13 protein-coding genes and 2 pseudogenes are annotated in these 12,930 nt (G+C 60.7%); 4 read left to right on the top strand and 11 right to left on the bottom strand.

Annotation, left to right across the window (positions count from 1 at the left end):
* Positions 1-7 precede the first annotated feature (7 nt).
* Positions 8-265 carry a hypothetical protein gene (locus ACZ47E_RS18580; protein ID WP_464017115.1) on the bottom strand — a complete coding sequence of 86 codons (258 nt, stop codon included), beginning with the start codon at positions 263-265 and terminating at the stop codon, positions 8-10.
* A gap of 308 nt (positions 266-573) precedes the next feature.
* Between ACZ47E_RS18580 and ACZ47E_RS18575 the strand changes: the two genes are divergently transcribed.
* Entirely contained in the window at positions 574-804 is a 231-nt protein-coding gene (locus tag ACZ47E_RS18575; RefSeq protein WP_004444504.1) for a hypothetical protein, read from the top strand.
* A gap of 40 nt (positions 805-844) precedes the next feature.
* Here the strand turns inward: ACZ47E_RS18575 and ACZ47E_RS18570 are convergent, their stop codons facing one another.
* The gene (locus ACZ47E_RS18570) at positions 845-1,042 is read right to left on the bottom strand and encodes a hypothetical protein (protein ID WP_022563908.1); all 198 of its coding nucleotides are present in this window, start codon (positions 1,040-1,042) and stop codon (positions 845-847) included.
* Between the two features lie 270 nt (positions 1,043-1,312).
* Here ACZ47E_RS18570 and ACZ47E_RS18565 point away from each other — a divergent pair, with 270 nt between their 5' ends.
* The gene (locus ACZ47E_RS18565; RefSeq protein ID WP_112766431.1) at positions 1,313-2,179 is read left to right on the top strand and encodes a c-type cytochrome; all 867 of its coding nucleotides are present in this window, start codon (positions 1,313-1,315) and stop codon (positions 2,177-2,179) included.
* Between the two features lie 4 nt (positions 2,180-2,183).
* Here the strand turns inward: ACZ47E_RS18565 and ACZ47E_RS18560 are convergent, their stop codons facing one another.
* The 8 genes and pseudogenes from ACZ47E_RS18560 to ACZ47E_RS18525 all read right to left on the bottom strand — a co-directional run bounded on the left by ACZ47E_RS18560 (position 2,184) and on the right by ACZ47E_RS18525 (position 10,273).
* Positions 2,184-2,591, bottom strand: coding sequence for a c-type cytochrome (locus ACZ47E_RS18560; RefSeq protein WP_034497827.1), 408 nt, complete (start codon positions 2,589-2,591; stop codon positions 2,184-2,186).
* On the bottom strand, positions 2,572-3,459 hold the full coding sequence (locus ACZ47E_RS18555; protein WP_108081343.1) for a cytochrome c oxidase assembly protein: 888 nt from the start codon (positions 3,457-3,459) through the stop codon (positions 2,572-2,574). Before ACZ47E_RS18555 ends, ACZ47E_RS18560 begins: the two co-directional genes overlap by 20 nt.
* Positions 3,447-3,758 carry a hypothetical protein gene (locus ACZ47E_RS18550; RefSeq protein WP_108081342.1) on the bottom strand — a complete coding sequence of 104 codons (312 nt, stop codon included), beginning with the start codon at positions 3,756-3,758 and terminating at the stop codon, positions 3,447-3,449. Before ACZ47E_RS18550 ends, ACZ47E_RS18555 begins: the two co-directional genes overlap by 13 nt.
* Positions 3,755-4,357 (bottom strand): annotated as a pseudogene (locus tag ACZ47E_RS18545) (cytochrome c oxidase subunit 3). The gene ACZ47E_RS18550 and the pseudogene ACZ47E_RS18545 overlap by 4 nt, the downstream one beginning before the upstream one ends.
* Positions 4,354-6,264: a cytochrome c oxidase subunit I gene (gene ctaD / locus ACZ47E_RS18540; protein WP_034497832.1), complete on the bottom strand. Its 1,911-nt coding sequence runs from the start codon at positions 6,262-6,264 to the stop codon at positions 4,354-4,356. Before ctaD ends, ACZ47E_RS18545 begins: the two are co-directional and overlap by 4 nt.
* Positions 6,264-7,253 (bottom strand): annotated as a pseudogene (coxB, locus tag ACZ47E_RS18535) (cytochrome c oxidase subunit II). The gene ctaD and the pseudogene coxB overlap by 1 nt, the downstream one beginning before the upstream one ends.
* Positions 7,250-7,852, bottom strand: a complete 603-nt coding sequence (locus tag ACZ47E_RS18530; RefSeq protein WP_199233013.1) for a c-type cytochrome — start codon at positions 7,850-7,852, stop codon at positions 7,250-7,252. The pseudogene coxB and the gene ACZ47E_RS18530 overlap by 4 nt, the downstream one beginning before the upstream one ends.
* An 18-nt stretch (positions 7,853-7,870) precedes the next feature.
* On the bottom strand, positions 7,871-10,273 hold the full coding sequence (locus tag ACZ47E_RS18525) for an FdhF/YdeP family oxidoreductase (RefSeq protein ID WP_112766421.1): 2,403 nt from the start codon (positions 10,271-10,273) through the stop codon (positions 7,871-7,873).
* A gap of 205 nt (positions 10,274-10,478) precedes the next feature.
* On the opposite strand from ACZ47E_RS18525, the gene ACZ47E_RS18520 reads away from it, so the two are divergent.
* Positions 10,479-11,648, top strand: coding sequence for a zinc-dependent alcohol dehydrogenase (locus tag ACZ47E_RS18520; RefSeq protein ID WP_108081417.1), 1,170 nt, complete (start codon positions 10,479-10,481; stop codon positions 11,646-11,648).
* Positions 11,649-11,657: 9 nt separating this feature from the next.
* Positions 11,658-12,452: an SDR family NAD(P)-dependent oxidoreductase gene (locus tag ACZ47E_RS18515; RefSeq protein ID WP_034497836.1), complete on the top strand. Its 795-nt coding sequence runs from the start codon at positions 11,658-11,660 to the stop codon at positions 12,450-12,452.
* Positions 12,453-12,506: 54 nt separating this feature from the next.
* On the opposite strand, the gene ACZ47E_RS18510 is transcribed toward ACZ47E_RS18515, so the two are convergent.
* The gene (locus ACZ47E_RS18510; RefSeq protein ID WP_034497839.1) at positions 12,507-12,752 is read right to left on the bottom strand and encodes a hypothetical protein; all 246 of its coding nucleotides are present in this window, start codon (positions 12,750-12,752) and stop codon (positions 12,507-12,509) included.
* Between the last annotated feature and the right edge of the window lie 178 nt (positions 12,753-12,930).

The following is a 12,930-nucleotide window of genomic DNA, read 5'->3' as shown; positions in this document are numbered from 1 at the left end:
CTCTCCCTCAGCGTGAAATGAACTTGTTGAATCGGTTCTCGCCGCCCGACGTTCTGTCCTGATAAAGGAATGCCAGCTTCCTGTCCTCGAAGATTTCAAAAAACTCGTCCCATGATATGGCCTTCAGCGCATCCTCCGGCTCACCGAAATCGATCCTGAGAATCCCTCCATCGCCCGTGACGTCCACTTTGGCAGGGTGGCCATCGCGCTGCTCCGCCCATTTCCGTATCGTGTCATGATCGGTGGTTGTTGCGGATTCCGTCATCGTTGTTCTCCTTGTCTTCGTCGCGTCCATACCGGGATCGCCTTTCGCGTTCGGCGTTTTCTGTCGCCTTTTCACGGTCTTTGCGGCTTTCATCGCTTTCAGTCGAGCGTGCGTCATCTGTGCGGGGTTCGGGCCTGACATCGTCCTGTGATCGGGTCATCGCGGAAGCCCCTTTTTTTTTAAAACATCCAGCAGCGCAAACCCTGCGGTCCGCTCTCTCCTCCTAACCCCGGGAGCAAAAAGCGGTTCCTGATGGTTCGAGGGAACAGCATTGGCGTAAAAAGGTTAGGGACAGACAGGAGGATGCCATGACGAAGAAAGACAAGCTCGAGCAGATTCACAAAGACAGCGCGCCCCAGTTTGCCCCCGGCAAAAAGACCTCGACCAATAACGGCGTTGCGAGCGCGAAGCCGAGGGTCATCACCGGCTCGGACGACGCAACCGCCAACAAGCTGCCACCAGGCACAAAAAAGCCGGAAAAAGACTGGGACATCAATTACGACGAGCGGGAAAGCAACGAGGGCGACTTTCGCGGCTAGAGACGCGGCGCCCTTGCCGCGCCGAGTGTTCGCGAAGCGGCTAGCGAGCCAGATCCTCGACAACCAGTTCGATGGATTGCGGCTCGGCGCCCTCTTTCGTCTGCACGCTCAGAACACTTCCGGTGTTCAGCACGCCTTCGAGGAGCGTCCGACCGTCGATGGTGATTTTGACCACCTTGGGGGTTGCGGCCTCTATGTTCAGGCTGTTGCAGGTCTCGTGATCAGTTTCCGGGTCCACGTGCCGACCTCCATTGGGATTGAACGTGCCGGCCTAACCACGGTCGGGTCCGGTTGTTCCCGAACGGCGGCCATGACTGGCGATATGATCGCGCGGGAACCACAAACGGCATGCGAAGTTCGATAGCGGCGGATCAGCCGTGCGGCCGGAACCCGGCGCAATCATAAAAGTATGCTCTGACGATGGACCTTTCCGATGATGGTTCGCGAGACTCCCGGTTTTCATCTGTCGGTTCAGGCAGGCCGGCTGTTGATATGGTGTCTCGCAGCGATGGCCTGCCTGGGGGGCTGGCTTTTGACCACGCCGAAGCCGGTCTTCGGACCGAACGACATCGGATCATCGCCGGGCGATCCGCAGCTGGGAAGACTGGTATTTCTGGCTGCAAGCTGCGGGTCCTGCCATGCCACGCCGGGACAGCCGGACTCGCTCGTGCTCGGAGGCGGATTGGCGCTTTCCTCCTCCTTCGGCGTTTTCCGTCCGCCGAATATCTCCCCCGACATTGCCGACGGAATCGGCTCCTGGACCGTTGAAGATTTCGCAAATGCGCTCGTCGCCGGCATATCGCCTGACGGCCGCCATTATTATCCGGCCTTTCCCTATACGAGCTATACGGGAATGAAGATCGAGGACATAAAAAACCTCTACGCCTATCTGCGGACCCTGCCGCCTGTTTCCGGCAAAGCGCCGCCGCATGATCTGTGGCCACCCTTCAGGTTGCGCCGTGCCGTTGGCGTCTGGAAGCTTTTGTTCTTTGACGAGGTCGGCAAGCCGCAGGCGATCACCGGCGATCCCGTTCTTGATCGCGGCTCCTATCTGACGGAGACGCTTGCCCACTGTGCCGAATGCCATTCCAGCCGTAATATCTTCGCCGCCATCCGCCCGGAAACCCGTTTCGCTGGTGGTCCCGACGCGGAAGGCACGGGCTTTGTGCCAAACATCACGCCGGCACGTCTCAGCAGGTGGACGCAGACCGACATCTCCACCATGCTCGCAACAGGCCAGACGCCACAGGACGGACATGTCGGGTCCGCAATGGTGGACGTGGTCGCCAATCTTTCGCAGTTGCCACAGGAAGATCGCGACGCGATTGCCCGCTACATCAAGGCCCTGCCGGCAAGGCAAACCCCGCATCCGTGACCCGTCAGTGAGCATAAAGATAGGCCGCGACATGGCGCGCTTCGGCCTCGGTGATACCGGTTTCGGGCATGGCGCTCTGCCGCGACAAACGCGTCGGCGAGACGATCCAGCGAATGAGGTTGTCCGGTGTGTTGTTGAGGCCGTCACCGATATAGACCCGCTGGCGAAGTGAACGTAGTTCGCCCCCCACCTTCCCGTCCGCACCGGCAACGCCGGGGATCGCGTGGCAGCCCGTGCATCCGTAGCGCCGGAAAATCCCGGGCGCCAGTCGCGCATCACCGCCAGTCATTGCCGTGGCAACGGCGCCGCGCTGTGACACGTTCTTGACGATTGCGACCGTAATGCCCGTGGCAAGCGCCGCCGAAAGCACCGCAACGAGTATAAGCCCGGTTCTAGAGAAGGGACGCGCCATATCGGTCCTCCCTGCCCGACCGGGAAATCCACATCGCCAGCATCGCGAGTGCCGCCCCGGCATAGATGACACCGCTGGGCACCCACATCAGGAGACCGGCAAGCTGCTGGTCCTCGAAGGGCGTCAGGCCCCATGCCGGCGCGTCTCGGGTCTGGGCCACGTAAATCACCTGTGGCGCCAGCGCGATCAGGGCGCCGAGAATGCTGGTATGCATCATCGTGACAAACAGGTGCCAGGCCGCAAGCCCCCGGTCCGCGCGCCAGAAAACTGCCCACCAGAACAAGATCGCGGTCAGAAAGAAAAAGAGATGCTGTATCCGGTGCAGTGGCACGTCGCTCACCGTCGCATCGAACAGCGCAGGCGCATGCCAGCCCCAGATGGCAAGCCCGTGCAGAGATGTTGCCACAGCCCCGCCGGCAAGAACATTCCAGCTGGCCCGCACGCGCCTGTCGGTCATCACCGCAGCCATACGACGACGAACCATGCGCGGCATACTCCAGAGAAGGATACCGACGGGGCGCGCCAGAACGATCAGCGGCGCGGCAACCGCCATTACCATCTCGTGCTCTATCATGTGGAACGTAAACAGGTGCTCGCCCATGGAATGGATCGGAGAGACAAGTGCAGCAACCAGAACAAGCCAGCCGCCGGAAAAGGCGAAGGCGGACCTCGCCATCCACCGGCTGGTGCCCGACCGTCTCCGCAGCCGAAAAAAACCGGTACTGAAAAGGCCGGCTGCGACAAGCAGCGGTCCGATGATCCAGCCATCGAAAGTCCATATCATCGCCGTCGGATGCGCCTCCCCCTCATGGGCCGAGAGCGGCTCGGCGCTGACCAGCAACAGAAAGATCAGTGTCAGCGCGCGCATGGGTTCAGCAGCAATGTCGCTGCCCCCTGAAGAAGGAGTGCGAAGGAAAAAACCAGCGCGACGAGGACGCCCAACGACATCAGGAACATCGCCATCCGCGATGCCGTGGAACTCCGGCCCCTTTCCGAAAGAACGCCGCAGGTAGCCGCTATCCCGGCAGAGAGGAAGGCAGCGATAGCTGTAAAGCCCGTCCGGCTGCCGCAATCGACCGCCGGCAAGATCTGGCCGAGCTGCGTGTTGAACGCCCAGATCAGAGGAGCGCCGAACAGTCCGGCAATATCGAGGGTTTTCAGGGTCATAGCCGTGGTATCCAGTAAAGGCAGGCGTAAAGCGGAAGCCAGGTCACGACGACGAAATTCCAGTAGAGCGCGTTGTCCTCCACATCGCCGTAACGGCGGGCGCTGTCGCCATTCCGGGTAAACATCAGGCAGGTCAGGACGATGGTATCGATGAGGTCGGTCAGAATATGGGTCGTGTGCAGTCCGAGGATCGTCCACACGATCGATCCATAGGCATTGTCATCCCACTTCACCTGGAGGGCTGGGAACTCAAAGGCGCGCACCGCCAGCAGGACAAACCCGATTGCGGACATGACGACTAAACCGAAACGGACGTGAACAAGCCGCCTCTGCCTGGCCCAGCGACTGACGAGGACATTCGGAACGACGCTGACGACAAGCAGCGCTGTCAGCACCGTGCCGGCTGAAAGATCCGGCGGCGGGGCGTCGATCGGCCATCGTGGCGCCAGGCTCATCAGGTAGAAATAAACGGCGACCGCCAGCGCGAAGCCCGTTCCTTCGATCAGCATGAAGGCGCAGGTTCACCACCATGTGGGGCTGGCGGTGCCGTTGCCGGACATCGGCAGCTTGGAGACATCGAGCGCGACACGTTCCTTCATGCTTCCTCCTCCACCATTCCTTTCGGCCAGAACCAGCCGATCAGCGCTACAGCAATCGGGATCGATCCCCAGACGACTGCCCAAGGGGAGAACATGGACCAGATGAGCATGATGGACGTTGCGATGGCCGCCCAGAACGGCCACACGGAGTCCGTCGGGGACGCTTCGCGGGCTTCGGGCAGCGCCTCGACGACGCTGGTGACCAGAATTTCACGGCGATCCACCCGCATCCCCGCGACAACAGGCAGTCCTCCGGTGTTCTCCCACAGTGGATCGCGGCTTCCCACCACGGGTATGGAGCGGAAATTGAAGGGCGGCGGCGGAGAGGCGGTTGCCCATTCCAGCGTGGCGGCGCCCCAGGGATTGTCCCCGGCGGGACGGCCTTTGGCAAAGCTTCGGACGATATCGATGAAAAAGACGAGAAAACCTGTCGCGAGCACGACGGCGCTGAGGCTCACGAAGAGGTTGAGGCCCGCCCATGGCATCTCCAGCTGGTAGGTATAGATGCGTCGCGGCATTCCCTGCAGACCGAGAATATGCATTGGAAAAAACGTCAGGTGGAAGCCGACGAAGATCAGCCAGAAGCTGATGCGGCCGAGCGTTTCGCTCATCATCCGCCCTGTCATTTTTGGAAACCAGTAATAGACGGCTCCGATCAGGGGAAAAACGGCGCCCCCGATCAGGACGTAGTGAAAATGCGCAACCACGAAATAGGTGTCGTGAACCTGTGTGTCGAAGGGCACGGACGCCACCATGACGCCCGTCAGACCGCCGATGACAAAGGTGACGATGAAGCCGATGATGAAAAGAAGCGGGGTCTTGAAAACCGGCCGCCCGGCCCACAATGTTGCCAGCCAGCAGAATATCTGCACGCCGGCCGGCACGGAAATCGCCATGCTGGAGGCAGTGAAGAAACTTTCTCCGAGTTTCGGCAGGCCAGCCACAAACATGTGATGCACCCAGAGACCGAAAGACAGGACACCGGTTGCGACAAGCGCCATGACCATGGGCATGTAACCGAATATCGGCCGGCCGACAAAGGCGGGCAGGATGGTGGAGACCATGCCCACAGCCGGCAGGAAGATGATGTAGACCTCCGGATGTCCGAAAAACCAGAAGACATGCTGCCACAGGAGCACGTCCCCTCCTTCGGCCGGATTGTAAAAATGGGTGCCGACGAGACGATCCATGATCATCGTGGAACTGGCGAACATGATCGCGGGCATGGCGATGATGACGAGAAAGGCCATGACCACCATTGCCCAGACGAGAAGCGGAATTCGATCGAGCGACATGCCGGGAGCGCGCTGCTTGAAAACCGTCACCACGATTTCCACCGCAATGGAGAGCGCGGAAAGCTCCGTAAAGGTTATCATCTGAGCCCATATGTCGGCGCGTTTGCCGGCGCCATATTCCGGACCCGCGAGCGGCACATAGGCGAACCAGCCGACATCAGGCGCGCTGTCCAGCACGAACGAGACCCAGAGAAGCAGCCCGCCCACAAGGAATAGCCAGTAGGAATAGGCGTTCAGCCGGGGAAAGGCGATGTTGCGCGTCCCGACCATCAATGGCACGAAATAAACTGCCATCGCCTCCATGACCGGCACGGCGAAGAGGAACATCATGTTCGCGCCATGCATGGTGAATATCTGATTGTACCGGTCCGGGTCGATAAAACGCGCTTCGGGCGTTGCCAGCTGCAGGCGCATGACGAGAGCAAGCAGGCCGCCAAGTATCAGGAACACGAAGGCCGTGACAATATATCGCCGGGCCACCACCTTGTGGTCGACAGTACCAATCGCGCCCCAGAAACCGCGGCTCGACCCCCATGTTTTTTCGAGCGCGCTCTCCATGCCGGGAACCGGCAGATCGGTATCCATGAGGACGGAGGTCTGTTTTCCCGCCATCAGTCGAGCCCCTCCATATAGGCGGAAACCTGCCGCAACTCTTCCCCGGTAAGCGGCACCAGCGGCATGTTGTTGCCCGGTTTCAACGTCTGTGGATTGGCGATCCATGCCGCAAGCGAGCCGCGTGTGGTCTCCAGCAGGCCTGCGCCGATCGTCCGGCGGCTACCGACATGGGTAAGATCAGGCCCCGTGGTGCCGGTGGCCGGCGTTCCCCTGACGGTGTGGCAGGCGGCGCATTGCTTGCGCAGGAACACGGCCTTCCCGGCCAGAGCATCTGCGTCTTGCGGCATGGCGGCCACCGCCTTCTGCTTATTGGCCCACCGGCGATAGGACGCCTCGTCATCGGCCATGACCATGAAAGCCATGTGGCTGTGTTGAAGGCCGCAGAACTCCGCGCATTGGCCCCGGTAAACACCCGGCCTGTCAGCGCGAAACACAAGCGTATTCTCCCGTCCCGGAACGAGGTCCATCTTGCCGGCAAGGCTGGGCACCCAGAAGGAATGAATTACATCCGGGCTTTCGAGCAAGACCCGGACATTCCGCCCGACCGGGATGTGCATTTCGTTGGCGGTCTGAAAACCGCCATCCGGTGTCGCATCTTCTTATATGAACTGCCACCACCATTGCTGGGCGCGAACACGTATCGTCAAGTCTGCCTCGCCGGTGAAGCTGATGGCCCGCGTTGCAAGAAAGCTCGCAAGCGTCAGGCCGGCGACAATGAAAACCGTCATCATCACCGCGCCCGTGACGAAAAGCTGCAATCGCTTGCCACTTGCCGTCTCGTCCTGCGCCACCCGCCGGCTTCTGACGAGAGACAGGATCAGGATCGCGATCACTGCCAGCCACACGACGAGGCTCACCGCCACGATGAAGAGGATCAGATTCTTCAACATCGACGCTGACGGCCCTGCAGCGTTCAGCACCGACTGAACGTCGCCGCACCCCGAAAGCAGGGTAAGGACAGCAAGGATAGCGGCGACGATCTTCAAGGCACCGGCTCCTCCGGTCTTTTCCACGCCGACCCTTCGTTGAAGAGGATGGCAGCAGGCGCCCGGTTCTCAGCCGGACGGGTCTGACGGTCGTCATTACGGGCCGGGGCCGCCACCGATGGCGAATAGGCCCCGATGGTTCTCACATATCCCGCAAGCTGCCAGATCTCTTCAGTCGTCATTCTGGCGCGGAAAGGCGGCATGCCGTGCGGCCGGCCATCCCTGATCGACGCCGCGACAGAGACCATGGATGGTCCATAAATCCATTGACCGTCGAGAAACGGTGGACCTTTGCCGCCTTCGCCTTCACCGTGGCAAGCCGGGCATCCGAACCATGAATAGAGGCGTTTTCCCTGGGAAAGATCATAAGCACCGTTTTCGAACGGCCTGCTGAGAGCGAAATAAACTTCCGGCGGCGCGCCGGCCACGGGAACGGGCATGAAGCGCAATCGCTCAAGCGCTGCCGTTACGGGAGGGTCGCTGCGGAATGTTCGCGGTTCACGCCAGTAACCCATGATCGCCGCTGCCCCGATCAAAGAACCGCATAGAGCGGACCATAGAAGTGTCGCTGAACGATTGGCCTTTTCCGTCCTCCGCATCCCGCACCTCGAGTATCCTCAGTTGGAAGGAACCGTGGTTGACGGCGTCAATCGGACGGGCAGCAGCTTGTATGATGGCGTCTTTGCTTTCGGACTATGATGGCTCAGCGGAAACAACGGGTTGGTTTCCGGAAAATAGCCGGCACAACAGCCATGGGGAATATCATAGGCAACGATCCTGAACCCGCGGACCGCCCTTGGCGTCTGCGGCTCGATTGCCGTGACGATATCGACGATATCGCCGTCGGCAAACCCAAGCAGGGCGATGTCATCGACATTCATGAACAGAACCTGCCGCGTTCCTTCCACCCCGCGAAAACGGTCGCTATAGCCGTAGACGGTCGTGTTGAACTGGTCGTTGGATCGCAACGTAGACAGGTGCAGGACGTCCGGACCCGACGCCTCAGGCGGGAATTCGGGGAACAGGCGGTCGGGCGTCAGGAAATTCGCCTTGCCGCTTGAGGTTACCCATTTTCGTTCCCTTGCGGGCAATGGGCGCGGGATGCCGCCGGGTTTGAAAAGCCGTTCGTTGAAGTTCCTGAAGGTTTCCGGATAGGTTTGCTCTATGGCGTCGCGAATGCGCGAATAATCGTGAACCCATTGCTGCCAAGGTACGTTGCCGCGCGTCAACGTCGCCACGGCCATGCCGGCAATGATCGCCGGTTCCGAGAGCAACTCCCGGCTGGCCGGCTTTGCCCTGCCACGCGAACCATGGAAATGCGCGACGGAACTCTCCATGGAGACGGCCTGGGGCCCTGTCGCCTGTTCATCGATTTCGATGCGTCCGAGACAGGGAAGCAGAAAGGCGATCTCGCCGTGAATGACGTGGCTGCGATTGAGTTTCGTTGCGATCTGGACCGTCAGCCGCAGCTTGCGCCACGCGGCTTCCATCGCCTCGGTTTCCGGCGCTGCCCGCAAAAAATTGCCGCCGAGGCTGATGAAAGCCTTTGTTTCCCCACCGAGAATGGATTTGCAGCTGTCAACGGTCGAGTGGCCTTCCCACGCGGGCGGCTGGAACTGGTATAGGTCGGCGAGCTTGTCCAGCGGCACGAGGCCGGGTTTTTCCGTAATGCCGACTGTACGCTGGCCCTGCACATTCGAATGGCCCCTGACGGCACAGATATTTGCACCCGGCTTGCCGATATTGCCGCGCAGCAGCGCGAGGTTGGCAACCATGTGAACGTTCTCCACGCCCATCACATGCTGGGTGAGGCCCATGCCATAGACCATCATCACCGCGTCGGAATCCGCATATATGGCAGCGGCTTCCATCATCTCCTCGCGGGTCAGGCCTGAAACGCGCTCCAGCTCCTCCCATTCATGGCGGCGGGCTGCAGCGGCGAAATCGTCAAAACCCGCCGTGTGCTCGGCAAGAAAATCATGATCGAGCACATGCTTCTTGTCAGCCGCGGCAATGGCGGCGGCAAATGCGACCGCCGCCGCATTGGCCGGATCGCGCGGCTGCCCATCCGAGCCGGAAACCTTGCTTGCGGCACTCGCACGCAGCACGTCGTCTGCCTCGACAAGCGCCTTGCAGATACCGAAAAGGGCAGCGATATCGCCGCCATTCTTCACCTGGTAATACTTCGTCGAGATCGGCGTCGCGGGGGTCGCCAGCATCTGGCCGGGCGACTGCGGGTTGACGAAGCGCTCCAGCCCCGGCTCCCGCAGCATGTTGAATGTCAGTATCTTCACGCCGCGGTCGACCGCATCCTGCAGATCGTGCAGCAGTCGCGGCGAGGATGTTCCGACATTCTGCGCCATATAGAAAATGCAGTCGCAATTCTGGAAATCCGAAAGGATCGCCGTTCCCACGGAAGCGCCGATGCTTTCGGGCAGGCCGACGGACGAGCTTTCATGGCACATGTTGGACGAGTCCGGCAGATTGTTACTGCCATAGATGCGGGCAAAGAGCTGGTACATGTAAGATGCTTCCAGCGAGGCGCGGCCTGAGGTGTAAAACTCCGCCTGCTGCGGCGCGATAGCGCGCAGCTCCCGGCCGATCTCCTCGAATGCGGCCTGCCAGCTGACCGGCAGATATCTATCCGTGGCCGCGTCCCAACGCATCGGCTGGGTCAGCCTGCCCTGCTCTTCCAGATCGTGGTCACGCCAGCCCTCCAGTTCGGCAAGGGTGTGTCTGGCGAAAAACGCACTGTCGGCGCGTCGGTTCGTTATTTCCCACGCGGTGGCTTTCGCGCCATTTTCGCAAAATTCCAGGGGATGGGTCTTGGCCGGTTTCGCCCAGGCGCAGCTGACGCACATGTATCCCTGCGGCTTGTTCTGGTGTTTCAGCAATGTCGGACCGGACAGGGGAACATGTTCCCTTAACAGCACCTCTCCCACCGACTTGGCCGATCCCCAGCCGCCGGCCGGACCGGGCTTAAACCCAATATCGGGAGCTGCCTTGCGTCGTGATGCCATGATCGATGAACTCCCGAATTGCTGAGTAACCGAACCTCTGAAAGCGCGGCGGGTTTCCATTCTCTAAAAAAAATTCCGCCCTGCCTTGCCGCCGGGAGCGAGAAGCTCCCGGTGCCGCGTGGAACTTTCGCGCGGACGCCCGGTTAGGCACCCGCTCGACAAAGGGCGGCTTCTGACAACCCAGCAGACAATGAAGGTGAGCGACATGAAGGCACTGACCTGGCACGGCAAACACGACATTCGCTGCGAAAGCGTTCCCGATCCGAAAATCGAGCATGGCCGCGATGCGATCATCAAGGTCACGGCCTGCGCGATCTGCGGCTCAGACCTCCACCTCTATAATGGCATCATGCCGGACATGCACAGCGGCGACATCATGGGCCACGAAACCATGGGCGAGGTGGTTGAGGTCGGTAAGGACAATACCGCGCTCAAGGTCGGAGACCGCGTGGTCGTCCCCTTCACCATCGCCTGCGGCGAGTGCTTCTTCTGCAAGCGTGGCTATTATTCCGGCTGTGAACGCAGTAATCCCGATCCGCACAAGGTGCGGAAGATGTGGGGCAATTCGCCTGCCGGCCTGTTCGGTTACACCCATCTTCTCGGTGGCTTCAGCGGCGGCCAGGCGGAATATATGCGGGTGCCTTACGCCGATGTCGGGCCCATAAAGGTTCCGGACGGTCTGACCGACGAGCAGGTCCTCTTCCTGTCCGATATCTTTCCGACCGGCTATATGGCCGCGGACTTCTGCAACATCCAGCCGGACGATACGATTGCCATCTGGGGCTGCGGTCCGGTGGGTCAGATGGCGATCCGTTCCGCCTTTCTCCTCGGTGCGGAACGGGTCGTCGCCATCGACGCCGTGCAGGAGAGGCTCGATCTCGCGGCGAAAGCCGGCGCGATGACGCTCAATTACCTCGACGAGGACATTTACGACCGCATCATGGAACTGACCCATGGTCGCGGCGCGGATGCCTGTATCGATGCGGTAGGAACGGAGCCCGATCCCGCGGCAGGATGGGATTCGAGGATCGACCGCATCAAGGTCGCCACCTTCATGGGGACCGACCGGCCGCATGTCCTTCGTCAGGCAATCTATTGCTGCCGCAATTTCGGTACGGTCTCGCTGGTCGGCGTCTATGGCGGTCTTCTCGACAAAATTCCCATGGGTTCCGCCATCAATCGCGGCCTGACGTTCAAGATGGCGCAGACGCCCGTTCAGGCCTACCTACCCAACCTCATGGGCCGCATCGAAAGAGGCGAAATCGACCCATCCTTCGTCATTACCCATCGCGCCACCCTCGATGAAGGACCCGATCTCTACAACACCTTCAGCCACCGCGACGATGGCTGCATCAAAGTCGTCCTGAAGCCGTAGGAGGTGATCATGAGCAGGGAAGAATCCACCAAGGGCCTTGCAGTCGTCACCGGCGCTTCGTCCGGCATCGGTTATGAGCTCGCCCGGTGCGCCGCGCAGGATGGTTACGACCTCATCATCGTGGCCGATGAAAATGACATCGATGCCGCGGCCACCCGGCTGCGCGCGGCGGGCACGCAAGTAGAGGCGGTGCGGGCTGATCTTTCGACACAGGCGGGCGTGGAGGAGCTTCTCACGCGCATCACCGCCTCGTCGCGGCCAGTCGATCTTCTGTTCGCCAACGCAGGACAGGGCCTGGGCGATGGCTTTCTCGATCAGAGAATGGAGGACATCCAGCGGGTCATCGCCACCAATATCAGCGGCACGATTGCGCTGGTTCATGCGCTGGCAGGCGGAATGCGCCAGCGTGGCAATGGACGTATCCTGTTTACGGGTTCCATCGCCGGTTTCATGCCGGGCACGTTTCAGGCGGTCTATAACGCCACCAAAGCGTTCATCAATTCCTTTTCCTTCGCGCTGCGCGAAGAGCTTGATGGCACGGGTGTCACGGTAACCTGCCTGATGCCGGGCGCGACGGACACGGAGTTCTTCGAGCGTGCGGACATGCTCGACACCCCCGTTGGCAAACAGAAGAAGGACGATCCCGGTTTCGTGGCCAAGACCGGCTATGAGGCGATGATGAATGGTGAGGGCGATGTCGTGTCCGGCTGGAAAAACAAGCTGATGTCGGCGATGGCCAATGTAACGCCGGCGGAAACGCTCGCCAGACAACACCGCAAGATGGCAGAGCCGGATGGGAAATAGCCTCGCAGCACTTCCGGCGCCACGAAGCCACATCCGGCCCGACCGGACTTCACCTCAATCATCCGCGCCGCGCTTGTGGTGCGGGCTTTCCTGATTTTCACCGCGCAGCATCTGGCGATCATCCTTATCCGTTAATTCCGCATTGCCACCGCGAAGTTTCTCCGCCCCTCGGCGGGCATCCCGTTCTTCCTTCGACCGCTTCAGCTCCGCCTCGGCGTCAAAATCATCATCGGCATTAGCGGTGTTCTCGCGTTTTTCGATGATGCGGAGCTGTTGTTCATAGGTTTTTGGACCGGCCATCGTTGCGCCTCCTGTCATCTGTTCGTGCGTACGCACCGTCGTTCAAGACAAAGCCCCTTCCCGTGCGATCACGAACCACGGAGGGCGACAGAAGTTCCGGAACGAAAAGGCATGGGGGAAGTTCGGGAGCGACGGGTGGCGGCTTCGACTGCCGCAGCAGCCCGTCCAACGCCAAGAG

It is taken from the genome of Agrobacterium sp. 5Ca39 (assembly GCF_055382365.1).
The sequence above is the reverse complement of the archived record's forward strand: the minus strand, read 5'-3'. Positions and strand labels throughout refer to the sequence as shown.

Excerpts from the sequence above, each read along its gene's own strand:
- ACZ47E_RS18580 (WP_464017115.1), bottom strand. The coding sequence starts at position 265 with ATGACGGAATCCGCAACAACCACCGATCATGACACGATACGGAAATGG.
- ACZ47E_RS18575 (WP_004444504.1), top strand. The coding sequence starts at position 574 with ATGACGAAGAAAGACAAGCTCGAGCAGATTCACAAAGACAGCGCGCCC.
- ACZ47E_RS18565 (WP_112766431.1), top strand. The coding sequence starts at position 1,313 with ATGGCCTGCCTGGGGGGCTGGCTTTTGACCACGCCGAAGCCGGTCTTC.
- ACZ47E_RS18560 (WP_034497827.1), bottom strand. The coding sequence starts at position 2,591 with ATGGCGCGTCCCTTCTCTAGAACCGGGCTTATACTCGTTGCGGTGCTT.
- ACZ47E_RS18555 (WP_108081343.1), bottom strand. The coding sequence starts at position 3,459 with ATGCGCGCGCTGACACTGATCTTTCTGTTGCTGGTCAGCGCCGAGCCG.
- ACZ47E_RS18550 (WP_108081342.1), bottom strand. The coding sequence starts at position 3,758 with ATGACCCTGAAAACCCTCGATATTGCCGGACTGTTCGGCGCTCCTCTG.
- ctaD (WP_034497832.1), bottom strand. The coding sequence starts at position 6,264 with ATGGCGGGAAAACAGACCTCCGTCCTCATGGATACCGATCTGCCGGTT.
- ACZ47E_RS18530 (WP_199233013.1), bottom strand. The coding sequence starts at position 7,852 with ATGCGGAGGACGGAAAAGGCCAATCGTTCAGCGACACTTCTATGGTCC.
- ACZ47E_RS18525 (WP_112766421.1), bottom strand. The coding sequence starts at position 10,273 with ATGGCATCACGACGCAAGGCAGCTCCCGATATTGGGTTTAAGCCCGGT.
- ACZ47E_RS18520 (WP_108081417.1), top strand. The coding sequence starts at position 10,479 with ATGAAGGCACTGACCTGGCACGGCAAACACGACATTCGCTGCGAAAGC.
- ACZ47E_RS18515 (WP_034497836.1), top strand. The coding sequence starts at position 11,658 with ATGAGCAGGGAAGAATCCACCAAGGGCCTTGCAGTCGTCACCGGCGCT.
- ACZ47E_RS18510 (WP_034497839.1), bottom strand. The coding sequence starts at position 12,752 with ATGGCCGGTCCAAAAACCTATGAACAACAGCTCCGCATCATCGAAAAA.